14 protein-coding genes are annotated in these 23,291 nt (G+C 57.6%); 9 read left to right on the plus strand and 5 right to left on the minus strand.

Features of this window, described 5'->3' with window-relative positions; all coding sequences use genetic code 11:
- Positions 1 to 95: 95 nt before the first annotated feature.
- From E9954_RS32055 to E9954_RS32075, 5 genes are all read left to right on the plus strand, one after another.
- Positions 96 to 1,694 carry an RDD family protein gene (locus tag E9954_RS32055; protein ID WP_136083382.1) on the plus strand — a complete coding sequence of 533 codons (1,599 nt, stop codon included), beginning with the start codon at positions 96 to 98 and terminating at the stop codon, positions 1,692 to 1,694.
- A gap of 75 nt (positions 1,695 to 1,769) precedes the next feature.
- Positions 1,770 to 3,044: a hypothetical protein gene (locus tag E9954_RS32060; RefSeq protein WP_136083383.1), complete on the plus strand. Its 1,275-nt coding sequence runs from the start codon at positions 1,770 to 1,772 to the stop codon at positions 3,042 to 3,044.
- A gap of 111 nt (positions 3,045 to 3,155) precedes the next feature.
- Positions 3,156 to 7,460, plus strand: coding sequence for a DUF3108 domain-containing protein (locus E9954_RS32065; RefSeq protein ID WP_136083384.1), 4,305 nt, complete (start codon positions 3,156 to 3,158; stop codon positions 7,458 to 7,460).
- Position 7,461: 1 nt separating this feature from the next.
- Positions 7,462 to 9,729, plus strand: a complete 2,268-nt coding sequence (locus tag E9954_RS32070; RefSeq protein WP_168442752.1) for a sensor histidine kinase — start codon at positions 7,462 to 7,464, stop codon at positions 9,727 to 9,729.
- Between the two features lie 116 nt (positions 9,730 to 9,845).
- Complete coding sequence (locus tag E9954_RS32075) at positions 9,846 to 10,526, plus strand: response regulator transcription factor (protein WP_136083386.1); 681 nt, start codon at positions 9,846 to 9,848, stop codon at positions 10,524 to 10,526.
- A gap of 88 nt (positions 10,527 to 10,614) precedes the next feature.
- Here E9954_RS32075 and E9954_RS32080 read toward each other — a convergent pair whose 3' ends face one another.
- Both E9954_RS32080 and E9954_RS32085 read right to left on the minus strand, forming a co-directional pair.
- Positions 10,615 to 11,088 (minus strand): nucleoside deaminase, encoded by a 474-nt coding sequence (locus tag E9954_RS32080; RefSeq protein ID WP_136083387.1) that lies wholly within the window; start codon positions 11,086 to 11,088, stop codon positions 10,615 to 10,617.
- The gene (locus E9954_RS32085) at positions 11,088 to 11,693 is read right to left on the minus strand and encodes an ankyrin repeat domain-containing protein (RefSeq protein WP_136083388.1); all 606 of its coding nucleotides are present in this window, start codon (positions 11,691 to 11,693) and stop codon (positions 11,088 to 11,090) included. Before E9954_RS32085 ends, E9954_RS32080 begins: the two co-directional genes overlap by 1 nt.
- Positions 11,694 to 11,827: 134 nt before the next feature.
- Between E9954_RS32085 and E9954_RS32090 the strand changes: the two genes are divergently transcribed.
- Positions 11,828 to 13,252, plus strand: coding sequence for a peptidoglycan DD-metalloendopeptidase family protein (locus E9954_RS32090; protein WP_168442753.1), 1,425 nt, complete (start codon positions 11,828 to 11,830; stop codon positions 13,250 to 13,252).
- Between the two features lie 147 nt (positions 13,253 to 13,399).
- Here the strand turns inward: E9954_RS32090 and E9954_RS32095 are convergent, their stop codons facing one another.
- The 3 genes from E9954_RS32095 to E9954_RS32105 form a co-directional block, all read right to left on the minus strand.
- Positions 13,400 to 14,566 (minus strand): phosphopentomutase, encoded by a 1,167-nt coding sequence (locus tag E9954_RS32095; RefSeq protein WP_136083390.1) that lies wholly within the window; start codon positions 14,564 to 14,566, stop codon positions 13,400 to 13,402.
- Between the two features lie 160 nt (positions 14,567 to 14,726).
- A complete protein-coding gene (locus E9954_RS32100; RefSeq protein WP_136083391.1) occupies positions 14,727 to 17,660 on the minus strand; it encodes a hypothetical protein in 2,934 nt (977 codons plus the stop codon).
- Between the two features lie 16 nt (positions 17,661 to 17,676).
- Positions 17,677 to 20,877 (minus strand): choice-of-anchor Q domain-containing protein, encoded by a 3,201-nt coding sequence (locus E9954_RS32105; protein ID WP_136083392.1) that lies wholly within the window; start codon positions 20,875 to 20,877, stop codon positions 17,677 to 17,679.
- A 270-nt stretch (positions 20,878 to 21,147) separates the two neighbouring features.
- Here E9954_RS32105 and E9954_RS32110 point away from each other — a divergent pair, with 270 nt between their 5' ends.
- From E9954_RS32110 to E9954_RS32120, 3 genes are all read left to right on the plus strand, one after another.
- Complete coding sequence (locus tag E9954_RS32110) at positions 21,148 to 21,726, plus strand: thioredoxin family protein (RefSeq protein ID WP_136083393.1); 579 nt, start codon at positions 21,148 to 21,150, stop codon at positions 21,724 to 21,726.
- 124 nt (positions 21,727 to 21,850) lie between these two features.
- Positions 21,851 to 22,447: a hypothetical protein gene (locus E9954_RS32115; RefSeq protein ID WP_136083394.1), complete on the plus strand. Its 597-nt coding sequence runs from the start codon at positions 21,851 to 21,853 to the stop codon at positions 22,445 to 22,447.
- Positions 22,448 to 22,522: 75 nt separating this feature from the next.
- Positions 22,523 to 23,167, plus strand: a complete 645-nt coding sequence (locus tag E9954_RS32120; RefSeq protein ID WP_136083395.1) for an HAD family hydrolase — start codon at positions 22,523 to 22,525, stop codon at positions 23,165 to 23,167.
- The last annotated feature ends 124 nt before the right edge of the window (positions 23,168 to 23,291 follow it).

Genomic DNA, 23,291 nt, shown 5'->3' on the forward strand with positions numbered 1-23,291 from the left:
GAAGGCGGAACTACATACAATAAGGAAATGAACGTAACACAAAAGTAACAGGTTCCTGCGAGGTTCTGCGGCGAAGAAAGAAACAGGAGGATGATATGATATCGAGTGATCAAGGAGAGTTTGCCGGGTTTTGGATTCGGTTTGTTGCGTTTTGGATCGACTGCCTTGCGGTGTGGGCCGTGGTGATGAATCTGATTTGGGTTGCCCGACAAGGCGGCGTATTTCTTCCCGTGGAGCTGTCATTTTTTGTTTTCGCACTGATTTATTGGGTGGCGCTGACCGGTTGGCGGGGGCAAACCCTCGGAAAGTCCGCATGCGGACTCCGGGTGGTTTCTCGCGAAGGAGAGACGGCGGGATTCTGGCGTATTGTTTTGCGCGAATGGGTCGGGAAGCTGGTTTCGATCGTTCCCTTCCTGCTGGGCTTTTTCTGGATCGGGTTTACACGACGCAAACGAGCCTGGCATGACTGCCTAAGCGGCACCCGGGTTGAATGTATTCTGAATCAGGCAAGACGCCGACGGTGGGCCGTGAGCGTTTTGATCCTGTTGGTTTCTGTTTATACGGTTCCTCGGATCAACATGATTTGGAATCATCGGGCCTTTATTCGGGATGCGCAGGCGGCATCGGCAAGACCATCCGAAAATCCCGTTGTGGACGATGTGCCGACCGGAGACCTGTCGGGCTGGCTTGCAGAACATGCGCAAGAGCCCATTCCGTATTTGATTGATTTTGCGAGCCGTCATCAGGTGACGGTGGTCGGGGAGTACCACGGCAAGAAACAGGCCCTCGACCTTCTCAATGATTCGATTTCCGATCTGTATCACAAGGCCGGCGTCCGGGTGATTGCGCTGGAATGCTGTCAGAGGTCGCAGGATGCCAAGCTTGACCGGTTGGTGACGGCGGACACTTATGACCGTGACCTGATGCTTGAGATCGCCCGCAACGTGCCCTGGAGATCGTGGGGATTCAAAGAACATTGGGATGTGCTGGAGAGTGTCTGGCGGCTGAATCAATCGCTTCCGGCAGGGGCGGAACCGTTGAAGGTGATTGGTATCTTTCCGTCGGTTGACCTCATTCCATTCCGCCTGATGACGGAGGGGCTGAGGGAGGGCCAACCGTGGCGGGTGTTCCGGGCGCTGAAGGATTTTCCTGAAATGATCATGCACGATTCTATTTATGCCCGGCAGGTTGAACGGCAGGCTTTTGATCAGGGGAAAAGAACGCTGGTCTGGGTGGGTGCAAGTCATGCGTGGAAATGTATCCAGGATCAAGGTCGGATCGCCGGCAAGGTGAAGCGCACGTTCCGGATGGGGGCCATGCTGCACGGCCGGTATGGGGATCAGGTTGGCGTCATTCTGCTGCATAACTCAGGTACGTTTCCCAAAATCAGAAAACCCGTTGAATCCAGCCTGAAAGATCTCGGCAAGAATCAACTGGCCTTTGATGTCGCCAGCTCACCTCTTGCTTCATACACGCCTAAATCCGGGGTGGTTCAACCCCTGACGAATTCCATTTGCGGCTATATCGTGGTGGCTCCAGTTCGGAAGATTGAATCCTGTCAGTGGATAGAGGGCTACATCACACCGCGAATGTTTGGGCGCGATCGCGAATTCTATGAAATAGCCTGCGAGCCGACGGTGTCGGACCATCACGATGTGAACCGGGCAATGCGGAATGGACAGGTCAACCTTTAAAGGAACAAATGCGTAACATAGCGGTAACAAACTCCTGCGAGGGTATGCGGCGAAGGAATACACAAGAGAAATCAAATGAAGAGATTTGAATCGGGGTTTATGGTTATCGTCGCAATGGCCTGCTGGGGCCGTGTAGACGTATGGGCAGGTCCAGAGAATGTCGGCAGTGGAACGGCCCATGCCGCCGAATCGAACAACGGCAGCGCGAGCGCGGCAGAAGACAATCTGAAGCCGGGGCCCATCGATGTGAATGATCTGAAGGATCCGGATCTGGAGCCTTATGCGGCGCATCTGAGGGAATCTGGAAAACCGCCGATCCAATATGTGGTCGAGAAGTTCAAACACCATGATGTGGTCATCGTCGGTGAGAGCCATGAGATCCGAGAGGTCTGTGAGTTCTATGCCGACCTTATGGATCCTATCTATCATCAAGCCGGCGTCCGATATTTTGCGATGGAGGTCTTGAAGCACAAGAATACGCACTTGGCCAATCAGCTGGTGACGGGCGAAACATATGACGAGGAGCTCGTGATGAACCTCTTTCGCGATTGCGTTCAACCCACTTGGGCCTTCCAGGAGTACATGGATATTCTCAAGGCCATCTGGCAGGTCAACCGGGCGCTTCCGAGCGGGGCAGAGCCGTTCAAGGTCATCGGCCTGGACGTTGATGCGGACATTTCGTTGTATGTACGAGGGCAGAACCCTCCTGAACTTGCCGCCAATACGGAAGCCCTCGAGAATCGCGACGAGTTCATGGCCGACACGCTGGCCCGCGAAGTGATAGAAAAAGGCGGCAAGGCGCTCGTTCAGATCGGCGCGAACCACTCCTTCACCCATTACCGACAGCCTGTAATTAGGGATGGCCAGGTGGTTCGAGAATGGGCGAGATTCGGTTACATCCTCCATGAATCTTACGGGGAGAAGATCTTTCAGGTTGTTTTGCATATGACCCAACTCAACTCGGCTGGCACGAAATCCCGTCAGACTCTGGGCGGATTGCTTAACAAGGTGTTTGCGCACAACGAAAACCGGGCCCTTGGGTTTGATGTGTATGGTTCCCCTTTCGCTCACTTGCGCGACCGAAAGAGTTACTACTTCGCGCATCAGGACACCGTGGTATTCTCGGATATGGCCAGGGGCTATGTATTTCTCAAGCCGCTACGCGAATTGCATAGAATGACCTGGGCCAACGGATTTGTCTCAGAGGATAACTTTGAACGGGTTATGCGCTTCGTAACGCAAAGAAAGTTCATCAAGATGGGAATTAAGAAGGGGTTGATAAAGGAAGGACAGTGCGATACACCCGAGGGCCTCGATGCGTACCTCAAGATGCTGATTGAACACAACTAGTTCCAAGGACGTACCCTTTTTAAAAGGAACAATGCGGCAATAAGGCGTAACATAGCGGTAACAGGCTCCTGTCAGGTTAAGCGGCCTAACAAGGAATCAGGAGGTAGAAGAATGAAGACGGGAAATTTAATAGGTTGCGTAGTTGTAGGAAGTTGCTTGCTCGTTCAGGGGGCGTTCGCTGCGCCGGGAAGTGATGATGCCGATAAAATGGTTGTCTATGAAGTAAACCGTAGTGTTGCTGACTTCCCCATGGAGGAGGATTTCTCGACCCCGGAATCGGCCTATGCGGCGATCAACCGCGTCATGGCTAAGAGCGGAAATGCGGCCGACTGGGATCGGGTTTCTGGAAAGTCGCAGAAGAAGAATCAGGAATTTTCTGATAGAGGCACTATGTGGACCGAGGCCTTTATTCGAGAGGTGAATGTCTATAAGGGAGTGGTTGCCCGCGTTTTTGCTCAAGTGCGAACCAAAGATGGCGAAGTAAAGTTCGACCAGCGCAGCGTCATCTTAAAGGATGGTCAATGGTTTAACCAAGGTCAGGATGGACTGGTCGACAGCCTGGAAGAGGCCCGTGCGATTTTTGAAAAGAAAAAGGAGCGTCTCAATCCATCATGGAAGTCGCGGCAGAACAGGATGGCTCGGGAATACGCCGCCGCACACCCCGACGAATTCCGCGCAGCTGCAACCCGGCTGTTCGAGGCCATCCGTACTGCCGGCCGCATCACAGATCACGAAGAAATGATAAAGCACTTAGATGAGTCCAATATCTACTATACGGTACACTCGGATTATCCCGCCTGGACTGCCTGGATCTACCGATCCTTCAAAGACAATCCGATTGTCGATGTGTCGCTGGGTGAACCGCTGATTGAAGGGGAGGAGCTTCCGGCCTTCCCATACAGCCTGACGCTAGAGGATGGCACTAAGCTGGAAGGCAGGCTGCCCTTTAAATATTACCCACAAGGGAATTCCTGGTGCGGGATTGAGGGTTTGGACTGGCACCTGAAACCAGCCAGAGTTCGCCCAGCAGGCCCGATAGCAGTTTTGCTGGAGCAGGGGATCTATACCGAGGAGACGGTCGGGGATTTATCTCGGGCGATTGAAATCTATTCCGAGATCGTGGATGCCGATCAGGCAAATCGTAAGGTAGTGGCCGAAGCACTGTTTCGGCTGGGACGCTGCTATGTCGAAGAAGGGAAAACCGCCGAGGCAGTTCGGGAGCTGAGAAAAATCGTAAATCACTACCTGGATCAGGAGCGCTATGTCAGGCGGGCGGAAAAATTGATCGATAAAATATCCTTTCATGAGGACTTTCAGATGCCTTTCTTTCCTCAGGTTGTGGACTGTCGCCTTTTGTTTGCGATCCAGATGGATCTGGAAGATTCTCCAAAAGTTAAAGTGGGCCCTACGTTGACCTGTTACCAAACCGACATGGTTTCCCTTTCTCTTAATCTCAAATCAACGCTTGAAGGGAAAATTGATTGTTTTGATTTAGTTCGGAGGCCGGTCGGCGGTGCTATCGGCGAGTCTATGGTTGAAACGGTGGACGGATCGTTCCGGTCGGGCTATGAGCGCAGTTTGGAAAACGAAAAACCGGGCTTGTACGATTGCGAAGTAATCGGATATCAGGGAACGAAGGTGGTGACGCATTACCAATGTCAGATGGAAATCAAACCCGCCATCATGACTCAAATCAGTATAAACGATATCATGCCGGACGGCTCCATTCAGTTTTCCAGCATCCAGCAGACGCCTGGCTTGCAGCAAAGAATGACCACTCAAAGTTTCATTAGTTCCGATTTTGTACACATCGAGGAAATGTTTGATGAATTCGGCACCCCGGTTGAGTTCAGCGAAACGCACGAAAGGAATATTTTCCGCTACAGCATGAAACTGAATAAACCCGCAGAAATCGGAGATACTCTTTATCTTGAATCCCGCGGATGGATCGATGGTCTGGTGAATAAAGTATCGAATACTGCAGATGAGTTCATTTATCGCATGAACCATTCTCCAAGTGCTGGCCGGACTGTGCGCCGGGTTGAAATTTATCGTATCCCGCCGGAGACAGAGTGGTTGGATTGGCCTGAGGGCACGTCATCGCATCGCACATTGAATGATGGAAAGAACGAGCTCTATCTCGAACGTGAGATTCCAGCAGGAGGAAGCCTGCTGACGGAGTTCCGCTATCGGTTGTCGAATGAGTCAGGTAAATATGTGAAGCAATTCGCTCCATTGAAAAAGAAGGCCGATACCGAAGAAAAGCGGGAAGCCTTGGAGCGGGTTGAGCAGATCACAGCAAACGCCACCTTTCATGTGGGAGCATTGGTCGAGTTGGCCAAATTGGTGCCGACTGCGGAGTTCAATCATCAACGTATCGTGAAAGCCGCCGAGCTCGCCTCGATGTTTGTTTATAACACCCTTCCGCTGTTGGAAGTCGCAAGGATTGCGGCAAAGGCCGACCGCGAGTGTGAAGAACTCGACGAAATTCTGGAGTTGGTCGTCCGCAAACTGGGTAGCTCTCCGATGCTGGTGCAACTGGCGCGGGACGCTATTAAAGCGGCCGATGCCGACGAGAAGGAGGCCATACGTGCTCGAATCACGGAGTTTCAGGAGTCGGCGGATTACCAGACCTTGGCGGAAGCGCTAGAAGGTCAAAAAACGCTGCTGGATCCGCCGGCAAGTAAGTATAAGCCGCTCGGTCTACAGCCGGCTCCGTGGAAGGATGGCGATGCATTGCGCTTTCGGCTTTTGACCAAAACCGGCATGGAGATGGGGCACTTGGTCTGGGCCGTGAATGGTGTGGAGCATGAGGGCAAGGCATGCTGGAAAGTCGAGCAACGTTTGGTGGTTCCCTCAGCCGGTTCGATCATGGCCTCGCACGTGATAGCGGAAAAAGAGAGTTTCATCCCTATTTCCGGCCACACCACGCATCAACTCGGCTCGGTCGATGCCACTTATCTGCCGGGCAAAGTGCTGCTGCGGAGCAATGGGGCTGCAGCGCCCCGCGAGGTGGAGGTGCCCGATCCCATCTACGACAATGAGCAGGTCATCTTCCTGATGCGGCACCTGCCGCTCGCTGAACAGTACAAGGCGTCATTCCCGATCATGAGCGTTCTTTCCGGCGCGGAGGGATTGGAGTGCCGCATCCGGGTGCTGAAGCGCGAATCGATCGATGTTGCCTCGGAGTCCCACGATTGCTGGAAGATCCGCATCCAGGTTTACATGGGCGCGATGAAGGCGGTCGAACAGACGGCTTGGTTCACGGTGGAGAATCACGTACCCGTAAAATTCGTGACGGATCAGATGGATATGTTGCTGGCCGAACACACCTCCGCTCGCCAGGAAACCATGGAGCTCAAAGCGCATGGGGCCAGAATCGATCTGCCGAAGGATTGGTTTGGCTATGTACTGCCAAGCGCGGGCAAGGATTCGGAAATCGTCCGTCTGCTGCCGCCGGATATGAAACTGACGGCCATGCTGTGCAAGGACATCCGGGACACCGGGGTGGGATCGCCGAAGAGTGCCGCATCGAAAGATATCAAGGTGCTCAAGGGTTATCATAAAAACTACCAGGTTCGGCAAAACTCCCAACGAACGAACTATGCTGATGGCTTGAAGGTGAGTCATGTCTTTGCCGCGGACTACGAGGAGCAGGGGCGGGAGATGACGGAATACCGCGCCTACTTCACGGCGGACTCCCGGGTCTTCTGGTTCGTCTTCCGCATGGATCGCGGCGAATTTGAATCGGTGCGTGATGAGCTGGATGCCATCATCGACGGATTGAAGATCATTCTCGATCCGGATGCTGGAATTACGCCGTTTGCCCATGCCAGAAAACTCAAGGTTGAATTTACATCGGAAGAAGCAGAAGTGCCGTTCTATTGTCGAGCCAATGTTCCGGAGTCTAAGGAACTTGAAGGTGAATACACCACGCCAGTTGTGTTGACATCCGAACAGAATCGGCTGGATGTAACCATACTGCCGACATCGTCTGGTTCAGTGAGAGCCGATTTGCGAGCAGGTGTTCTCAACAATGTTTCTTACAGCGGCTCCACCCCTTTCCGGTTGCAAGCTGGCAAAAACGGTACCAGTTCCAGTGGCGATTCCCGGTTTCAGACTTTCTTCACAACGATCAGAGTGATGGATGGCGATGCTCACGTTGGAACTGGAAAATTCCGTTTTTATCGACAGAAAATGACTGTTATTCAGTTGGATGGCTATGTATTGAAAGTTGATGCTGCCGTTGAATTCCCGGACACTTTAACTTTGAAGATGCAGTTACTGAAAGCTGAAGGATCTGAAGTCTTGACTTCACCTTCCCTAACACTGAAGGGAGGGGAAGAAGCTCGTATGAAGATTTCGGCTGATGGAACTCCTTCCTACACCATTGAAGTCGAAACGATGGAACTCTAGCGTGAAAAAGCAACGCATACAAAACCCGCGCTTTCTGGCCGCCTTGGGATTCTTCGGATTCCTGGGGTTGCTGGGATTCGACAATCCGGAGGTTCAGCGGTGGGCCAAACTGTCGTGGCTGTCGGTGTTGTCGCTGCTGGTGCTGCTTCCGACGGTGAACGTGGAAAGCAAGCAGGCGAATTACCGGCTTAATCCCCGGCGCAAAGGATTGCTGGCTTTTCTAGTGTTTCTTCCATTCCTGGGGTTCCTTGGAACCGGGTATGAGTCGTTAGTTGGCGTGGCATGGCTCTCCATGGTTTCGCAATTTGCCATCGATCAAAAAAAACGGACAAGCGCGGTGCCCTTGAGGGCGGAAATAATCATAGGCATCATCTTTGTCGGGGCGACCGTTCTTTTTATTGCGTTGGGCTTAGCGAAGATCTGGATGGTTGTTATGGCGCTGACGCTTCCGGTCTCGTTAGCGCTGGCTCCGGTTTTTGATATCAAGGAGCGGCTGCCGCTGCGCGAGTTGCGCTGGATTGCGCTCTTTTTGGTGATGGCTGTCATTTTTCCGGTCGGTGGCATGACCTGGTTCATGACGGCGGCGATGCGCAACGAGCGGGCCGCCGTGAAGCAGCAGATGCTGGAACTTCAGAAGAGTCAGCTCGCCTCGGCGGCCTCGCGATTGAATGACGAGTTTCTGCGCCTTAAGGATTGTCTGGAAAAACAGCCGGAGTTATCCGCACCGGAACAGTTTTGTCTTCTGGTGCAGAGGCGCTTGGGAGATAGCATTCTTGTTCTCAGTGAAGACGGATCGCAGTTTTCATATCCGGAATCTGAATGGTTTGAAACAGAGGTGGATGCCTCTCCTGAGGGGCTGGAGCTGAAAACGCGTGTTCTCGGTTTGATCCGCTCAAAGAATTGGACGGAAGCTAAGGCGCTGTTGGAACAGATGGAAGACGATGAAACGCTGCGGGTGGCGTGCGATTCGTCCGGTCGGGCCATTCTTCCCGCATTGCTGTTGTTCTATGCTCAGTCGAATCCCGCCGATACCGGAATGTTGGGCGTGCTGCGCAGCCTTGTTCTGGATTATTCGCTTCCGATGCCATCGGTGCGTCGTCTGTTTTATCTAATGTCGCTCGCGGAATTGGGCGTTGACGTGATGCCGTGGTTGCACGCGGAGCAGATAGCGCAGCAGGCCTCGGCCTATGCAAAGTTGCCGGACTTTGTGGATGATTCGGGATTTACCCGGTTGCAAAACGCAGACCTTTGGATGCTCCCAAACGCGGAGGCAAAGACCGCCATTATTTTTCGCGAATCCACGCTGGTTGAGCATTTCCAGTTGATCGTCGATTCCGCTGTTGTCATGAAGAACGTCCGGATGGTCTTAAGCAGGAAACGAGACCGAATGGCATCGGAGGTGAACGCAACCTGGAGCGGCTGGTATGTCAATCTGTATCTGGATGGAGATCATCCCTTTTCCGAAGAGATGGATCGACGAATCCTGGTTTACATTCTGACGGGGATCGGGTTGATCGTGTTTATCAGTGTTGCCGCCGCGCTGCTGGTACGCTCTCTTGTCGCGCAGCAGCGTCTTACACACATGAAGAATGATTTCGTGGCGACGGTTACGCACGAGCTGAAGACACCGCTGGCTTCGACGCGCATGTTGGTCGATACCCTGCTGGAAGGGCGCTGTAAGAGTGAATCGCAGCAGCGAGAATATCTCGAGCTCATCGCCCGAGAAAACAAACGGCTCTCACGCCTGATCGACAACTTTCTGACCTTCTCGCGGATGGAGCGCAACAAACGCTCGCTTCACTTTGAGGATGTCGCTCCGGGCGAACTGGTGCACATTGCGGTTGAAACGGTACATGAAAACTATGAGCAGTGCGGCTGTAGTTTGACGGTCGAGATTGCTGAAAATCCGCCACCGATTCTGGCCGACCGAGATTCGATGGTGCAGGTGCTCTTAAATCTACTCGATAACGCCTGTAAATATTCGGATGGAGATAAATGTATTCGGCTGCGGGTTTTTGAAAAGGAACAGGCGGTTTGTTTCGAGGTGGCCGATAACGGCATTGGCATGACCGCCCGCGAGCAGTCAAAAATATTTGACCGATTCTATCAGGTCGATCAGAGCATGACGCGTAAAGTCGGCGGGGCCGGGTTAGGGCTGAGTATCGTCAACTTCATTGTCGGGGCGCACGGTGGTAAAATCGATATTGAAAGCGAACTGGGCAGTGGTTCGGTCTTTACGGTACGCATTCCTTTGAATGGAGATTCTTGATAGAATGAATCACAAGATACATAAAACTTACAAAGTAAGTGAGTCCCTGCTTTTGGTTCTCTTGTGTTGTTTTGTGCATTTTGTGGTAAAAAACTTCACATGGATAAGGAGTTGAGATGGCAGGGGAAACCATACTGATTGTTGAAGACGATGCGGCGATGATGCGCGGGCTGAAGGATAACTTCGAGTATTCCGGCTATAACGTTGTGACGGCCTGCGAAGGCGAGCAGGGGCTCGAAACGGCACTGAACCTGAAGCCGGATCTGATTTTGCTCGACCTCATGTTGCCCGGTATTAACGGCTATGAAATCTGCCGCCTCATCCGCGCCGAAGGAGTCGAAATCCCGATCATCATGCTTACGGCAAAGAGCCAGGAATCGGACATTGTGCTGGGACTGAATATCGGAGCGAACGACTATGTCACGAAACCGTTCAGCATTAAGGAACTGCTCGCCCGGGTGAATGCCATGCTGCGCAACGTCCGTAAGCCGGAGGCGCAGGTCTTCAGTTTTGGCGAATGCGAACTGAACCTGAGTTCGCAAACCTTATCCCGTAGCGGGAAGGCGGTTGAACTGACTCCCAAAGAGCTCGGTCTACTGACCCTGTTTGTGAAACATCCCGGCCAGGCGCTGACGCGCGATCAGATTCTGAATGCCGTGTGGGGGTATGATATCATCGTGACTCAACGCAGTGTGGACCGCTGTATTAACTCATTGCGGCACAAAGTGGGGAATCCGAATCATATCCAGACCGTCCGCGAAATCGGCTACCGCTTCGAGCTGGGGGCTGATTCATAAACACCTGCTCGAAGACTCGCTCAAGACACGAAGCAACGCAAAGAAAAGCAACTTAGAGTGCTTAGTGTCTTTGTGTTTCATTATTGCGTTAGTATGGGGTGCGGTCGGGCTTGTTTTTCCAGCTATTGAATACGTTTTGCGCCTCAGTTTGCAGGTGCTGTTCGGTTTCCAAGGTTCGGACGTTCCAATCTTTGGAAACTTCTTCATAGAGGAATCGGTCGTCGAAACCGGCATCGGCGGCATCGGATTGAGAACCCGCAAAGTAGAGCGCATCGAGCCGGGCCCAGTAGATGGTGGAGAGGCACATGGGGCAGGGCTCGCAGCTGGAATAGATTTCGCATCCCTCGAGCGTGAAGGTTTTCTGCGTTTTACAGGCCTTTCGGATGGCCTCAACTTCTCCATGCGCGGTTGGATCGTTCTGCGAGGTGACGCAGTTCCAGCCTTTGGAAATAATGTTGCCATCTTTCACAATGACGGCTGCAAAAGGGCCTCCGTCACCGGCTTCCATATGTTCTCTGGAGAGCCGGATTGCTTCGCGGAGGAATGATTCTTCGAAGGGCATTACTCTGCGGCAGCTTCTTTCTTCGGCGCTTCCGTTTTTGCGGCAGCTTCTTTCAGGATTTGGGCAACTGCGGCGTGGCCAGCTTTGTCGGCGAACGTTTCGGCCGTGTCGCCATCAATATCCTCGAGGGAGAGGTTGGCCTTGTTTTTCAAGAGGAGCTTGACGTTCTCGGCCTGGCCTTCGGCCGCGGCCCACATGAGGGCTGAAAAGTGTTCGTTGTTGTCGACCATGTTGATCTTGGCACCGCTATCGAGCAGAAGCTGGACGGTCTCGGTCCCGGCGGGAGCACTGGCGGCAAACATGAGCGGAGAGGTGCCAATTTGATCCTGGGCGTTGACGTCCGCACCGGCGTCGATCAGCTTCTTGACGATGTCGGTCTGGCCGTTGAAGGCGGCATACATGAGCACGGTGCGGTTTTCGGGATCGCGCTCGTTGACCTTGTAGCCCTGCTTGAGCGCCTTCTCGACCACGTCGGTTTTTCCGTAGAGGGCGGCCTCGACCACTTCCTGCTGGGTGATGGCGGCGACCGTGTTGGTGGTTTCGGCCCGGACTCCAAGAAGGGTGGAGGCCAGCACGGCGAGGGTCAGGATTCGGATAGGGGTCATGGTGGTTCCTTTTAATAGGGTTTAAGGGGAACATCCGACCACAGTTCCACGGGCAAGGCAAGGGGAATAACGGTTGCGGGATGCGTGGCGGGCCGGTAGACTCCAAGGCGTGGGAAGTGAAAGGAGCCACTACGATGGAAGCGAACAAACGGATCCGGTTTATCGGGTTGCTGGCGGTCGGCCTGCTTCTGGCTGTCGGCGCGGAGGACCGCAAAAGCAATATCACCTCCGCCGATGCCCGCCGGACCGTGGGCGAAGTGGCGGCATTCCAGCAGTTTCCGGCCGACTACCGGCTGGCGCGCATGGGGAGCATCCGGGGCGGGGAGGCCTTCTTCCACATCTTCACAACCTGGCTCAAGGATACGGGGAAGTGGCGGACGCTGGTGTTCGAGAACAGCGGGGCCTACCTGGGCTACTACGAGACCAGCAACGAGCCGGCCGAGCTGGAAAAGTCGGGCATCACCTATCCCGGCCACAGCTATAGCGCCGAGTCTGGCGACAATGCCGAGGGCGAGTTCGACAGCGGCGATTCGCACACCATCGTTTTTTCCACGAACGGGCCGCCGGATCTCGTGAAGTTCGAGGAAAAAACCTTCACCTTTGTTTCGTCCCCCAAGCGCATCCGGCCGGATACCCCCGGCTATCGCTTCGTCCTCGTGGCCAACCGCATGGCCGATTCCATCAACCAGGGCCGCTATCTGCGCATCCGCGACGATTTCAGCGCGCGGGCCCTCGCCAAGCTTTCCGAGGAGCGGACGAAAACCGCCTTTGCCAACCTGCGCCAGCGGCTGGGCAAGATCGAACGCCTCGATGCCCCCTGGGTGCAGCAGGAAAGCATCGCGGTCTTTCCGGTCTCGTTCGAGAAGGGGGTGGTTGGCCTGGAACTTTCGCTGGATGCCGACGACAAGATTAGCGGACTCCGGATTCTGCCCTTCACGACCGCCTTCCCCGAGCTGCCGCCCCACCAGACGGCCCTCACGTTGCCCTACGGAGGGCGGTGGCGCGTGATGTGGGGAGGCGACAACCGGCAGACGAGCAAATATTTCGGCAACCGTGTCCGGCAACATGCGCGCGAGTTCGTGATTGCCGATCGCTATGGGCTGACCTATCTCGAAGAAGGGAAAAAGAACGCCGACTTCTTCGCCTTCGGCCGCCCGGTCGTGGCGCCCGCCGCCGGCGAGGTGATCGCCGTGGTGAACGGGGTGGAGGACAACCGGCCGCGCTCGCCCAACACCTTTGCGGGGCTCGGAAACATGGTGGTCATCCAGCATGCGACCAACGAGGTGTCGGTGATTGGCCACCTGATGAACGACAGCATCCTGGTCAAGACCGGCCAGGTGGTGGCGGTGCGACAGCCCATTGCACGATGCGGCAACTCCGGCGACTCGACCCAACCGAGCATCTACTACCACCTGCAGGACAATCCCGCGCCCGACACCGGCTCGGGTTATCGACCCCAATTCCGCAACGTGCTCATTTGGGATCGTGGCCGGGGGCGGGTCGATGCCAAGCACTCGCCGTCGCGCGGCGAATATGTCGAGCAGCATTCAGCGCCGTAGGGAAACCCCAACGCGGCTTATGCAGGGAAATTAGGCAAAATGATTTAATGCAAAATGTTGAACACGCGACCATCCAACTCGAAGCCAACATTTTGCATTAAATGATTTTGCTATCATCGTTCTGGCGCATAGGGGGGGCGGTTTTCGTTAAACCAGGAAGGCCTTTCCCCTCGGCAACGGGTTGATCCCGAAGCGGGTGGCGAGGGATTGGGCCATGTCGTAGAAGCCTTGGCGGATGCCGAGGCTTTTCCCATCACGCCCCGGTTCGTAGGAAAGCAACGGCACAAATTCGCGCGTGTGGTCGGTGCCCCTGAAGGTGGGGTCGTTCCCGTGGTCGGCGGTCAGCAGCAGCGCATCGCCGGGTTCCAGCTTCGGCAGGAACGAGGCGAGCCACGCGTCGGTTTGCTCCAGTGCCTGCGCATAGCCCGCGGGATCGCGCCGGTGGCCGTAGAGCATGTCGAAGTCGATGAAGTTCGCGAAGATGAGACCGTCGCCCTCCTTCTCCATGAACTGATCGACCACCTTTTGCGACTCCTCGGTATTGCCCGAATGGATGCTCTCCGTAATACCACGGTGCGCCACGATGTCCTCGATCTTGCCGACGGCATAGACGGGGATGCCGGCATCGAACAGGCGTTCGGTAATGAGCGGCTCCTCGGGCGTGAAGGCATAGTCGCGCCGGTCTTCGGTGCGCTCGAAGGCGCCCGGTTTCCCAATGAACGGACGGGCAATCACGCGGCCAACCTTCAGCGGATCGCACAGGCGCCGGGCCATCTCGCAACCGCGGTAGAGCTCGTCAAGCGGGATGGTTTCGTTGTGCGCGGCCAGCTGCATCACCGAGTCGGCGCTGGTATAGGCGATCCACGCGCCGGTGCGCATGTGCTCTTCGCCCAGCTCGTCGATGATCGCGATGCCGCTGGCCGCCTTGTTGCCAATGACCAGGCGACCGGTGGCCGCCTCGAACGCCTCCAGCAGCTCCGGCGGGAAGGAAGGGAACTCCATCGGAAAATTATGGAAGCCCGGATCGATCTCCAATCCGCAGATTTCCCAATGGCCGGTAATGGTGTCCTTGCCGACCGAGGCTTCCTGCATCATGCCGAATGAAGCCAACGGCTGTTCCGCCGGAGGAATTCCAGGGATTGGAAAATCGGGACGAATGTTTCCGAGGCCGAGTTTTCCAAGGGTTGGAAGTTTGAGCCCGCCGACGGCCTCGCCGATATGTTGGAGCGTGGCGCTGCCTCCGTCGCCATAGTCCGCCGCATCCGGCGCCGCGCCGATCCCCACCGAATCCAGAACAATCAAAACCACTTTCATAACGAAAGAGGCTGGGGCAAAGGGGTGCTGTTTACAAAGTAATTATCGACAAAATGAGTAGAGCCTGCGCTACCGAGTGAGGCCACGTTGCCGAGGCCAACTCGGCTCACGTGGCGCGCTGGCTGCCCCGAAAGCGGAGAGCCACCACGTAGTGGAGGCTTTACTCCTCGTAGCGCAGGTTGTAGGGGAAGGGGATTTCGCGCGGGGCGGCGGTTTCGCCTTCGGCCAGGGCGGAGTAGCTGCTTTCGGGCAGTTGGCGCGAGACGGCGTAGTGGTAGAAGTAGAGTTCGATGTCGTCGAGCTCGTCGATGTCGAGCACGGGGATGCCGAGGTCTTCGGTCGGGATGGTGAGGTTCCAGCCGGTGGTGGCCACGCTGCGCTCCTTGAAAATGTCGATTTCCTGAACGGTGGGTGGCACGCGGGGATCGGCGCTGAGCTGCATGGTGACGGGCGACTTGAGCGCCTCGCTGAAGCGCCACTTGGCGGAGGGGGCGTGGAAATACCAGTAGCGCGTGCCGTAGGCGGTCTCTTCGTTCTGCAGCCGGTCGGGGCGCTCGGGATGGAAGGTGCCGACATCGAAGTTGCGGATGAAGCCGGTGCCGCCGTAGGAGAGCTCGCCGGCGAGCTGGGTGCGGCCGAGCGAATGGTCGCCGGGCAGGTTGATCTTCAGCCATTTGATCTTGTCGAGGAAGAGGCCGGCGCTGAGCACGGTGCCTTCGTCGTCGCGCCGCGCCCCGCGGTAGAAGGTTCCACCGGGGATTTCGCGCCGCGTGCTGAAGGTCAGTTTAATGTTGCCGATGGCATCCATTTTGGTGCGAAGGTAGCTACGGAACGCCTCGGACGCCGTGAGCGTGGCCGGGGATTCGGGGTCGGCCGGATCGGCATAGAAGAGCTGGTTGGTGCCGTTGAACTCCCGGTAGCCGAGGAAATCCTCGCGAACGGAAAACCAGTCGAAATAGTCGTCCTGCGGAAGTTGCACGAGGCTGTTGAAGCTGACCATGGCGTTGTACATCTGTTCGAGCTCATTGGCGTTGCGCAATTTGAAGAGGGTGTCGGTCGACCATTTGCGCCCGAGGAAGAAATAGTTCATGAAGGGGGTGTTCCATTTGTATTCGAGTGCGCGCGCCATGAAGTAGATCCACTTTTGCGCCTCGTCGAACGAGAGGTTAGCCAGCAGGGTCTGGTGCTGGTGGCGCAGGCGGTGGACGGGGTCGGCGAAGTAGCGCCCGGAGAGGCTCTGCCGGCTCCCGGCCAAGGTCCGCTCCAGATCCTCTTTCTCGCCGATCAGCGCGGCGAGGCGCCCGAGTTCCTGCTTGAGCAGGATTGCGGCTTCCTGCGAATCGATCGCCAGCGTTTTCATGCCCAGCATCAGGGTTTCCACCTTGGCGGCGCTTTCGATGTTTTCCAGCTTCGCGTTTTCCTGGGCGGCCAGTTTTTCCTTCTCGGCCTCCAGCTGCCCCTTGCCCTCTTCGGCTGCGGCTTGCACCACCGCATTGGCGGCATGCGCGGCAACGCCGGGGCTCACGCTCACGCTGAAGCCCAAAAAACCGCCGGAGACCGAGATGCCATCGGCGGCCGCCGCCATCTCGTTGGCGAACGCCTGCGCGGCGTTGATGTGGCCGATCCACTCCGTCAGGCTCGCTTGCCGGTTGCCGTAGTAGACATAGGTGCTCTGGATGGATTGCGAACGCCCGACCTCGATGCGCACCTCGGCCTCCAGGTTGGCGATCTCGGTCCGGTTGCGCTGGATTTGCAGTTTGGCGATATCGATGCTTCTGAGCTGTTGCCAGATTTCGCAGCCTTCGTTTGTATCGGGGCGCTCGTATTCGGGTTCGCCGGGATAGGCGCCGGTAATTTGGAAAAGGCGGTCCTCGGCGGTTTCGGTAATGTAGCCGAGCTGGGTTTCGAGCTGGTCCTGGTAGCCGCGGTAGTCGTCGTAGGACGCAACGGCACTCGCCTGCAATTCCATGGCATAGCGCAACGGGCTGGAGAGGTCGGTGGGATTCAGCCGGAGTTCGTAGGCATCGAACGAATCGAAAACATCCTCCGATTGCCCCGCAAATTTTTGCACCAGCATCAGGAAATCGTCCTCGAACCCGAGTGGGCCGGACCCGTCCCGGATGGATTGGGCCAGGGCCTCCAGGTTGGCCAGGCTAACAGCCACGCCTTCGGCGGATTCCGCCAGGCCGGAGGCGTCGTCGATGTCAAGATTCGGGAAAAGGCCGAGCAATGTTGACTGCTGCAGGAAAAGGAAGCGCAGGGCATCGGTGGCCAGGGTTTTGGCGTCTTCCGGATCCCCCGCATTGTTTCGGCTGGCCTTGAGCTGTCCGAGGGCTTCCGCCGAGCGGCCGAAGTCGCGCAGGCCGTTGAACAGCAGGACCAGATCCTTGTAGCCGTCGAACAGGGGGGCGGTGCTTCCGCTCACGGAAACCAGGTTGGTGCCGTCGAGGTAGCTGGCCGGTTCCAGTCCGCGGGCGGGCACGAGATTCCTGAAGACCGTGTAGCCCGCCGGCGGGGAGCCGGGCTGGCCCAGGTTGTCGGCCAGGAGGGCGAGGAAGCCTGCGAGCGCAGAACGGTAGGCCTCCAGGGCCTGCGCATGCAGGTTGATCTCGTCGTCGATAACCAGGCCGGTGGCAACCGTCGCCGGTCCCATGCGTATTCTGTCGGCGGTCCGGCCATCCGGCATTCGCATGTTTCCGGCCAGGATGAATTCCGCCGCCAGACGGTCGTAATAGAGGTCGAGCAGGAGGTTTTGCAGGAGCGTGCTTTCCGGCTGGGAGGCCAAGCCTGCGCGCAGTTCGTTTTCGGCGGTTTGGGCGCGGCTGCGTTCGGCCGCCCCGTAGAGCGCGCCCATGTTCGCGGCATCCGCCCGGATGCCGGTTCCGCTGTCGGTATAGAGCAGCACCTTGTAGCGGAAGGCCGCGATGTCCCGTTGCGCCGGGGCGGCATCCGGCCAATAGAGCTTTTGCCTTACGCTTTCGGCGACGTTCGTCTCATTGGCGAAGGCCGTGCCGAAGCAGGCCAGGCAGGCGAGACCAACGAAGACGGTCAAGCACGGCACATGGAATTTCGTGAGTGGATTCAGTGTTTTCATGATCGGTCTCCTTTCTTCAGGGAACGGGGTGGAGGGGAACTTCGTGACCGGAGGCTGCGGTGGGAGGGCGGTCCAGCACGAACGGGGCGGTCTGCACCGAGTTGAGATGCGGCTTGCCCGGTAGCTTGACGACCAGCGTTGCCGTGCCTTCGATGCGGTCGGGGCCGACGTTGGTCTCCCCGGGACTGTTGGCCGCTTCGAGCCGAAGATCCATGAGGTTGATGAACCCCGCCGGGGTGTCCGCGAAAACCGGCAGCGCAATGTTCGTGGCCACTGCCGTGAAGGCGCTTTCCGAGAAGGCAAGCTGGACGAGGGCGTTGGAGGGGAAAAAGCCGAACCCGTCGCTCTGGAGCCGCCCGTTGAATGTGCCGCCATCTTGCAGCATCGTGAGGGAGAATCCCAGCATGCCGCACCCGGTTTCGATCACAATCTGCCAGTCGGCATCGTTTTCCTCGATGGTCATCCGGCAGGTCTGGCTACCGAGCTCCACCTCGCCGCTTGCGGCATCGAGCGACAGGGTCAGGTGTTCGAGCTGCCCGGTTCCGGCGTCGTCTTCGAGGAAGGCGGCGGGCAACGGAACAACAGCCGTGGTACCGTTCACCTCCACCGATCCCGCATGGCCGATCCCTGTTTCATCCGTCCAGGTATAATCGAGGGTGCCGGTGAAGACGCCGCTGAACACCACGACGGCCCCGGCGGCGCGTGTGCCCTCCGTGGTTCCAACCTCCCCGGAATGGAATCCGGCCTGCAGCAGGCCCTGCCCGGTTGCCCGGTAGAAACCGGAATTCCCGGGAGCCGATCCCAGATCGATCTCATAGTGGCCGCCGCCGAGGTCCTGGAGGTTCGTGGCGCATGCCCACGTGCTGGTGGCCGACAAGTCCGGGCGGTATTCCACCACATGGCCGGTGGAGGTTCCGGAGCCGTATACCCGCAAGCTCATGATTCCGGCGGAAACCGACGAACATCCAAGGGAGAGCAACCCCGCCGGATCCAGCGGTACGACGCTCAGGGTGAAGGTCTGGCAGGCGGACTGCATGCCGTCGCTGGCCGTCACGGTGATCTGGGCGGAACCCGAATGGTTGGGATCCGGAATGATGCCAAGGCTGTTGCCGTCCGGCACGAGCCCGCCCGCCGGAAGCAGGACGGGGTTGTTGCATTCCACCCGTATTTCCACACCGGCGGGAGCCGCGGCAAACCAAACCTGGGTGCTGCCGCCTTGTGCAAGAACGAGGTCGGGCAATGCGGAGAGCGTGGGCAACTCCGTGGCGAGTGCCGGCATGGTTAGCACCTGGTCGGAGCCATGCACCACGCCAATCCGGTTCGAGGCGACCGCGCGGTAGTGGTATGACATCCATGGCAGACGATCCGGCGGGGCACTGCCGATGCCGTGGATGGCATCGGGGGCGCCGGCAACAAGGATCGTTTCGGTGGCGGCTCCGTATGCCGGTGCCAGGCCATATTCGAACCATGCATACGTCTCCGAACCCTTTGGGTTCACTTCCCCCTGCATGACCGAATTGGTGGTCGGCAATGTGGTGGGGATCGGCCACCAGACTTGCAGCTCGACCGCGCCGATATCCGCCCGGCCGTTGAAGACGCGCGGGAGGCCCCGCTGGTCGGTGGCGGGCAGGTTCGTTACAGCCCCCGCATGGATGGCCGGGCTGGCCGCCTGCGGCAGATGCGTGTGGGTCGGACCGCCATTCTCGGCCAGCGGTTCCAGAAGGGCTTCCACGTTGAGCAGGTCGTTTGAAGCCGAATTAAAACCGGATGCGCTGTTGGTGGTTCCAATGAGATTGTGGCCCATCGATACGAAAGCGCCGCCAACATCGTCGGGGCTGGAAAGATTGGTGTTCGAGGCCACGATGGTGTTAACGCACCCGGCGGTTGCGCCGTTAATGATGCCCCCGACCGTGCCGCCGGAGCCGGTGGTTCCCGTGGTTCCATGCCCGTACAAGCCGCCGGATCCGCCCGCTCCCCCCGTTCCGCCCGGACCGGCCGAGTTGTAGGCGATGGTGCCGCTTGCCACGGAAAGGGTGCCGGAATTCCATAGGCCTCCACCGCTGCCGCCTGAACCGCCGTTGCCGCCATTGCCGCCATTGCCATGATACAGGGCGCCGTCGCCACCGTTGCCGCCGCGCCCGCCGTTTCCGCCCGCGGCATTCTGGTTTCCGCTGAAGGTGCAGTGGTCAACCGTCAGGATTCCGGCGTTGTGGATTGCCCCGCCGCTTCCACCGTTTCCACCGCTTCCGCCGGGGCCGCCCGTATCCCCCCAGCCCAGCCACGAAACATCGCCGGTCCCGCCGTAACCGCCGCTTCCTCCCAAGCCGCTGGAATTGCCGCTTAGGGTGCAACGCCTCAAGACCAGCGTTCCGGTGGAAGGGTTGTGGATGCCGCCGCCGTGGCCTCCGGAGCCCCCGTTCCCACCCGATATTTTGCTGCTGTAATGTCCCGATCGGCCTGCGCCGCCCCAGCCGGCCTGGTTCATGGTGACGGCGCATTCGGTCAGGGTTAGGTTGCCGGCATTGTAGATTCCTCCCCCCGAATCTCCGGGGCCGCCGGGGGCTCCGGTGTAGGAACCATATGCGCCATTGGCGCCGCGCCCGTTGCGGATGGCGAGGCCGGAGATTGCGACCGTGTTGCTCTCGCCGATGTTGAACACGCGGCTGGAATGGTTGCCGCTGATGGCCAGCAGATCGGCACCCGGGCCGGTGATGGTGAGATCCTTGTTGATTGCGAGTTCCCCGCTGGTCAGGACAAGCGTGCCGCTGTTGGTCAGGACAATGGCCGATCCGGCGGGCGCGCCGGCGATCACCTCGCGCAGGGAGCCGGCGCCGCTATCGGCCAGGTTGATGTCGTCCAGCTGCCAGATCCCGAAAAGTGCGTCGGCGCCATAGGCCGTGCCGCTGCTGTTCGATGCCGCGATCCGGTAGTGGTAGGAGAGGTTGGCAACCAATCCGGTCGCCGTGGTTGCGATGGGCATGGCGACGGTGCCGTTGCCCGCATCGATCTCGGCCGTGCTGTTGCCGTAGGCGGTGGTTGCGCCCCATTCGAACCAGACCGTGGTGGCGGCGCCGGTGGGGGAGGCCGTTCCGTTGAGCATGTCGGTGGCCGGGAGGGTTTCAACGCTCGGGGCCTGGGCCGCCGAGCGGGGGATTGCGGCCATCAGGGCGATTGCCGCCGGCAGAATGCCGAGTAGGGTGCTTCGGTGCTTTTTCATGGGATTTCCTTTCGGGATGTGGACGGGGCTGTCCGGGGAAAGGGTGAGGGGGGCGGGGCGGTGGCGAACCATCGTCTGCGGAGAGTTCGAAATGGGGTGGATCCGTACATGCGCACCTCCCGAACGGCGGCAACCTACTCCTGTTTCGGGGAAAGGCAATCCAAAATCCGGGCTTATAAATAGGTATTTTCGTTCTTGAATTCACCCGTCTTTACATTTGCCATTTCGGGCCTTGAACGCACTAATAGGCCAACTTAACCGGAGGTAGTCATGGCATTCACGTTGGAGATCGGGGAGCAGGCACCCGCGTTCAGCCTGCCGGCGACGGATGGGAAGACCTATGCGCTGGGCGATTTCGATGAAAAGGTGCTGGTGGTGTTTTTCACCTGCAACCATTGCCCGTATGTGATCGGGTCGGACGAGAACACGCGGAAGATTGCGGAGCGGTTCGCCCCGGAGGGGGTGAAATTCGTGGCGATCAATTCAAACAGTCCGAACACCTATGCGGAAGACGATTTCGACCATATGGTCGAGCGGATGGAGGAACACCAGTTCCCGTGGCTCTACCTGCACGACGCCTCGCAGGAGATTGCCGAGGCCTATGGGGCGTTGCGGACGCCGCATTTCTATGTTTTCGATGCATCCCGCAAGCTGGCCTATGTGGGCCGGGCGATCGATCATCCGCGCGACCACACGCAGTCGACCACCCACGAGCTGGTGGATGCGCTGGCGGAGTTGCTGGCCGGGAATCCGGTCTCGGTTCCGGTCACCAATCCGGTGGGGTGCAACGTGAAGTGGGAGGGCAAGGACCGCAAATGGATGCCGCCGGAAGCCTGCGACCTTGTCTAGGGATACGCTTACGCAACCTGAATAATTTATGCTCAGAGGGGTTGAATTTGAAAAAAGCGTACCTATACTGGTTACATTTCTGGGGAAAGTTATAAATAACCTTACTAACGGAGGAAGAGTACAGATGAATAAAATTGCGATGATGTTGTTGGCCGGTTGTGCGATTGGAATGCTGACGGGTTGTGGTGTGCCGGAGGAAGAGCATTTGGCTGCGTTGGCCGCTCAGGATGCCAAGTTTGCCGCTGCCGAGGAAAAGTTTAATATCAAGATTGCCGAGCAGGAAACCCTCATTAAGAACGAGAAGGCCAAGGTTCGCACGGCCCGCATCGAACTGGACGACGCTTCCGAGCGCATCAAGGGCCTTCAGCAGAAAACCGCCGAAACCGCCTCGGAACTTGCAACCGAAAAGGCTTCCGTCGCGGATCTCGAATCCAAGCTGAAGTCCTCCAAGTCCAGCGCTGCTTTTGCACAGGAACAGGCGACTGAATGGGAAAACAAGTTCAACACGCTCGACGTCGAGTATCAGGAACTGAAGCGCCGCTTCGAAATGTTCCAGAAAAACATGAGCGCGCTCAACAGTGCCTCTACCCCGGCACCTGCCGCCGAGCCGGCTGCTGATTCGATGGATTCGCTGGAAGCCCTGGGGCAGCCCGTCGTTGAAGAGCCGGAATCCAACGCCCAGAAGGTGAACAGCCTGCTTGACCAGATGGGCAACATGTAGGCCTGAGCTGGATTGAGTTTCATAGCCCGGAGTTTTCCGGGCTTTTTTGTGCCTGCGCACCCTGGTTGGAAATCGATGAACGACTTCAAGCACATTATCTGGGACTGGAACGGGACGTTGTGGGACGACACCTGGCTCTGTACCGAAATCAACAACCACATGCTGCAGCGCCGGAAGCTGCCGGAAATCGACATTGGGGTGTATCGGGACAAGCTGTGCTTCCCGGTCGACCAATACTACTGCCAGCTGGGCTTCGACTATGGCCAGGATCCGTACAACCGGCTGGCCGAGGAGTTCATCGAGGAATATGAACGCCGCCGCTTCGAGTGCGCGCTGCATGCAGGCGCCCGGGAGCTGATCGCCAGGCTACACGGGCAGGGCATTCCGCAGGCCGTGCTTTCGGCCTATCAGCAGGATGCGCTGCTGCAGGCAACGGACTATTTTGAGTTGACCCGCTTTTTCGACGATATTGTTGGCCTCAACGACATCTATGCCGCCGGCAAGGTGGAGAATGGCCTGAAATACATGTCCGGGCTCGATCTGGTTCCGGACGAGGTGCTCTTCATCGGGGATACCATCCACGATTTCGAGGTGGCCGAGGCCATGGGCGTTAAGAGCGTACTGGTGGCCAATGGGCACAATAGCCGGTCTCGACTCGAAGCCTGCGGCGTGCCCGTCTTCTCTTCCCTCTTCGGGGTTGGGGCATTCATCAAGGGCTGATCTGCCGATCGTGGGACTTGGCAAAATATCGTATAAATTTTACGTGATGTCCGGTGTCCGCTTTCCGGTGGTTGGCCTATCTTTGTCAGTGTAGATGGCAAAGTGGCTTTTCCTGCGTTGCCCG

This window comes from Pontiella desulfatans (assembly GCF_900890425.1).
Classification (GTDB): domain Bacteria; phylum Verrucomicrobiota; class Kiritimatiellia; order Kiritimatiellales; family Pontiellaceae; genus Pontiella; species Pontiella desulfatans.

Excerpts from the sequence above, each read along its gene's own strand:
- E9954_RS32120 (WP_136083395.1), top strand. The coding sequence starts at position 22,523 with ATGAACGACTTCAAGCACATTATCTGGGACTGGAACGGGACGTTGTGG.
- E9954_RS32100 (WP_136083391.1), bottom strand. The coding sequence starts at position 17,660 with ATGAAAACACTGAATCCACTCACGAAATTCCATGTGCCGTGCTTGACC.
- E9954_RS32065 (WP_136083384.1), top strand. The coding sequence starts at position 3,156 with ATGAAGACGGGAAATTTAATAGGTTGCGTAGTTGTAGGAAGTTGCTTG.
- E9954_RS32115 (WP_136083394.1), top strand. The coding sequence starts at position 21,851 with ATGAATAAAATTGCGATGATGTTGTTGGCCGGTTGTGCGATTGGAATG.
- E9954_RS32055 (WP_136083382.1), top strand. The coding sequence starts at position 96 with ATGATATCGAGTGATCAAGGAGAGTTTGCCGGGTTTTGGATTCGGTTT.
- E9954_RS32080 (WP_136083387.1), bottom strand. The coding sequence starts at position 11,088 with ATGCCCTTCGAAGAATCATTCCTCCGCGAAGCAATCCGGCTCTCCAGA.
- E9954_RS32060 (WP_136083383.1), top strand. The coding sequence starts at position 1,770 with ATGAAGAGATTTGAATCGGGGTTTATGGTTATCGTCGCAATGGCCTGC.
- E9954_RS32105 (WP_136083392.1), bottom strand. The coding sequence starts at position 20,877 with ATGAAAAAGCACCGAAGCACCCTACTCGGCATTCTGCCGGCGGCAATC.
- E9954_RS32075 (WP_136083386.1), top strand. The coding sequence starts at position 9,846 with ATGGCAGGGGAAACCATACTGATTGTTGAAGACGATGCGGCGATGATG.
- E9954_RS32110 (WP_136083393.1), top strand. The coding sequence starts at position 21,148 with ATGGCATTCACGTTGGAGATCGGGGAGCAGGCACCCGCGTTCAGCCTG.
- E9954_RS32085 (WP_136083388.1), bottom strand. The coding sequence starts at position 11,693 with ATGACCCCTATCCGAATCCTGACCCTCGCCGTGCTGGCCTCCACCCTT.
- E9954_RS32095 (WP_136083390.1), bottom strand. The coding sequence starts at position 14,566 with ATGAAAGTGGTTTTGATTGTTCTGGATTCGGTGGGGATCGGCGCGGCG.
- E9954_RS32090 (WP_168442753.1), top strand. The coding sequence starts at position 11,828 with ATGGAAGCGAACAAACGGATCCGGTTTATCGGGTTGCTGGCGGTCGGC.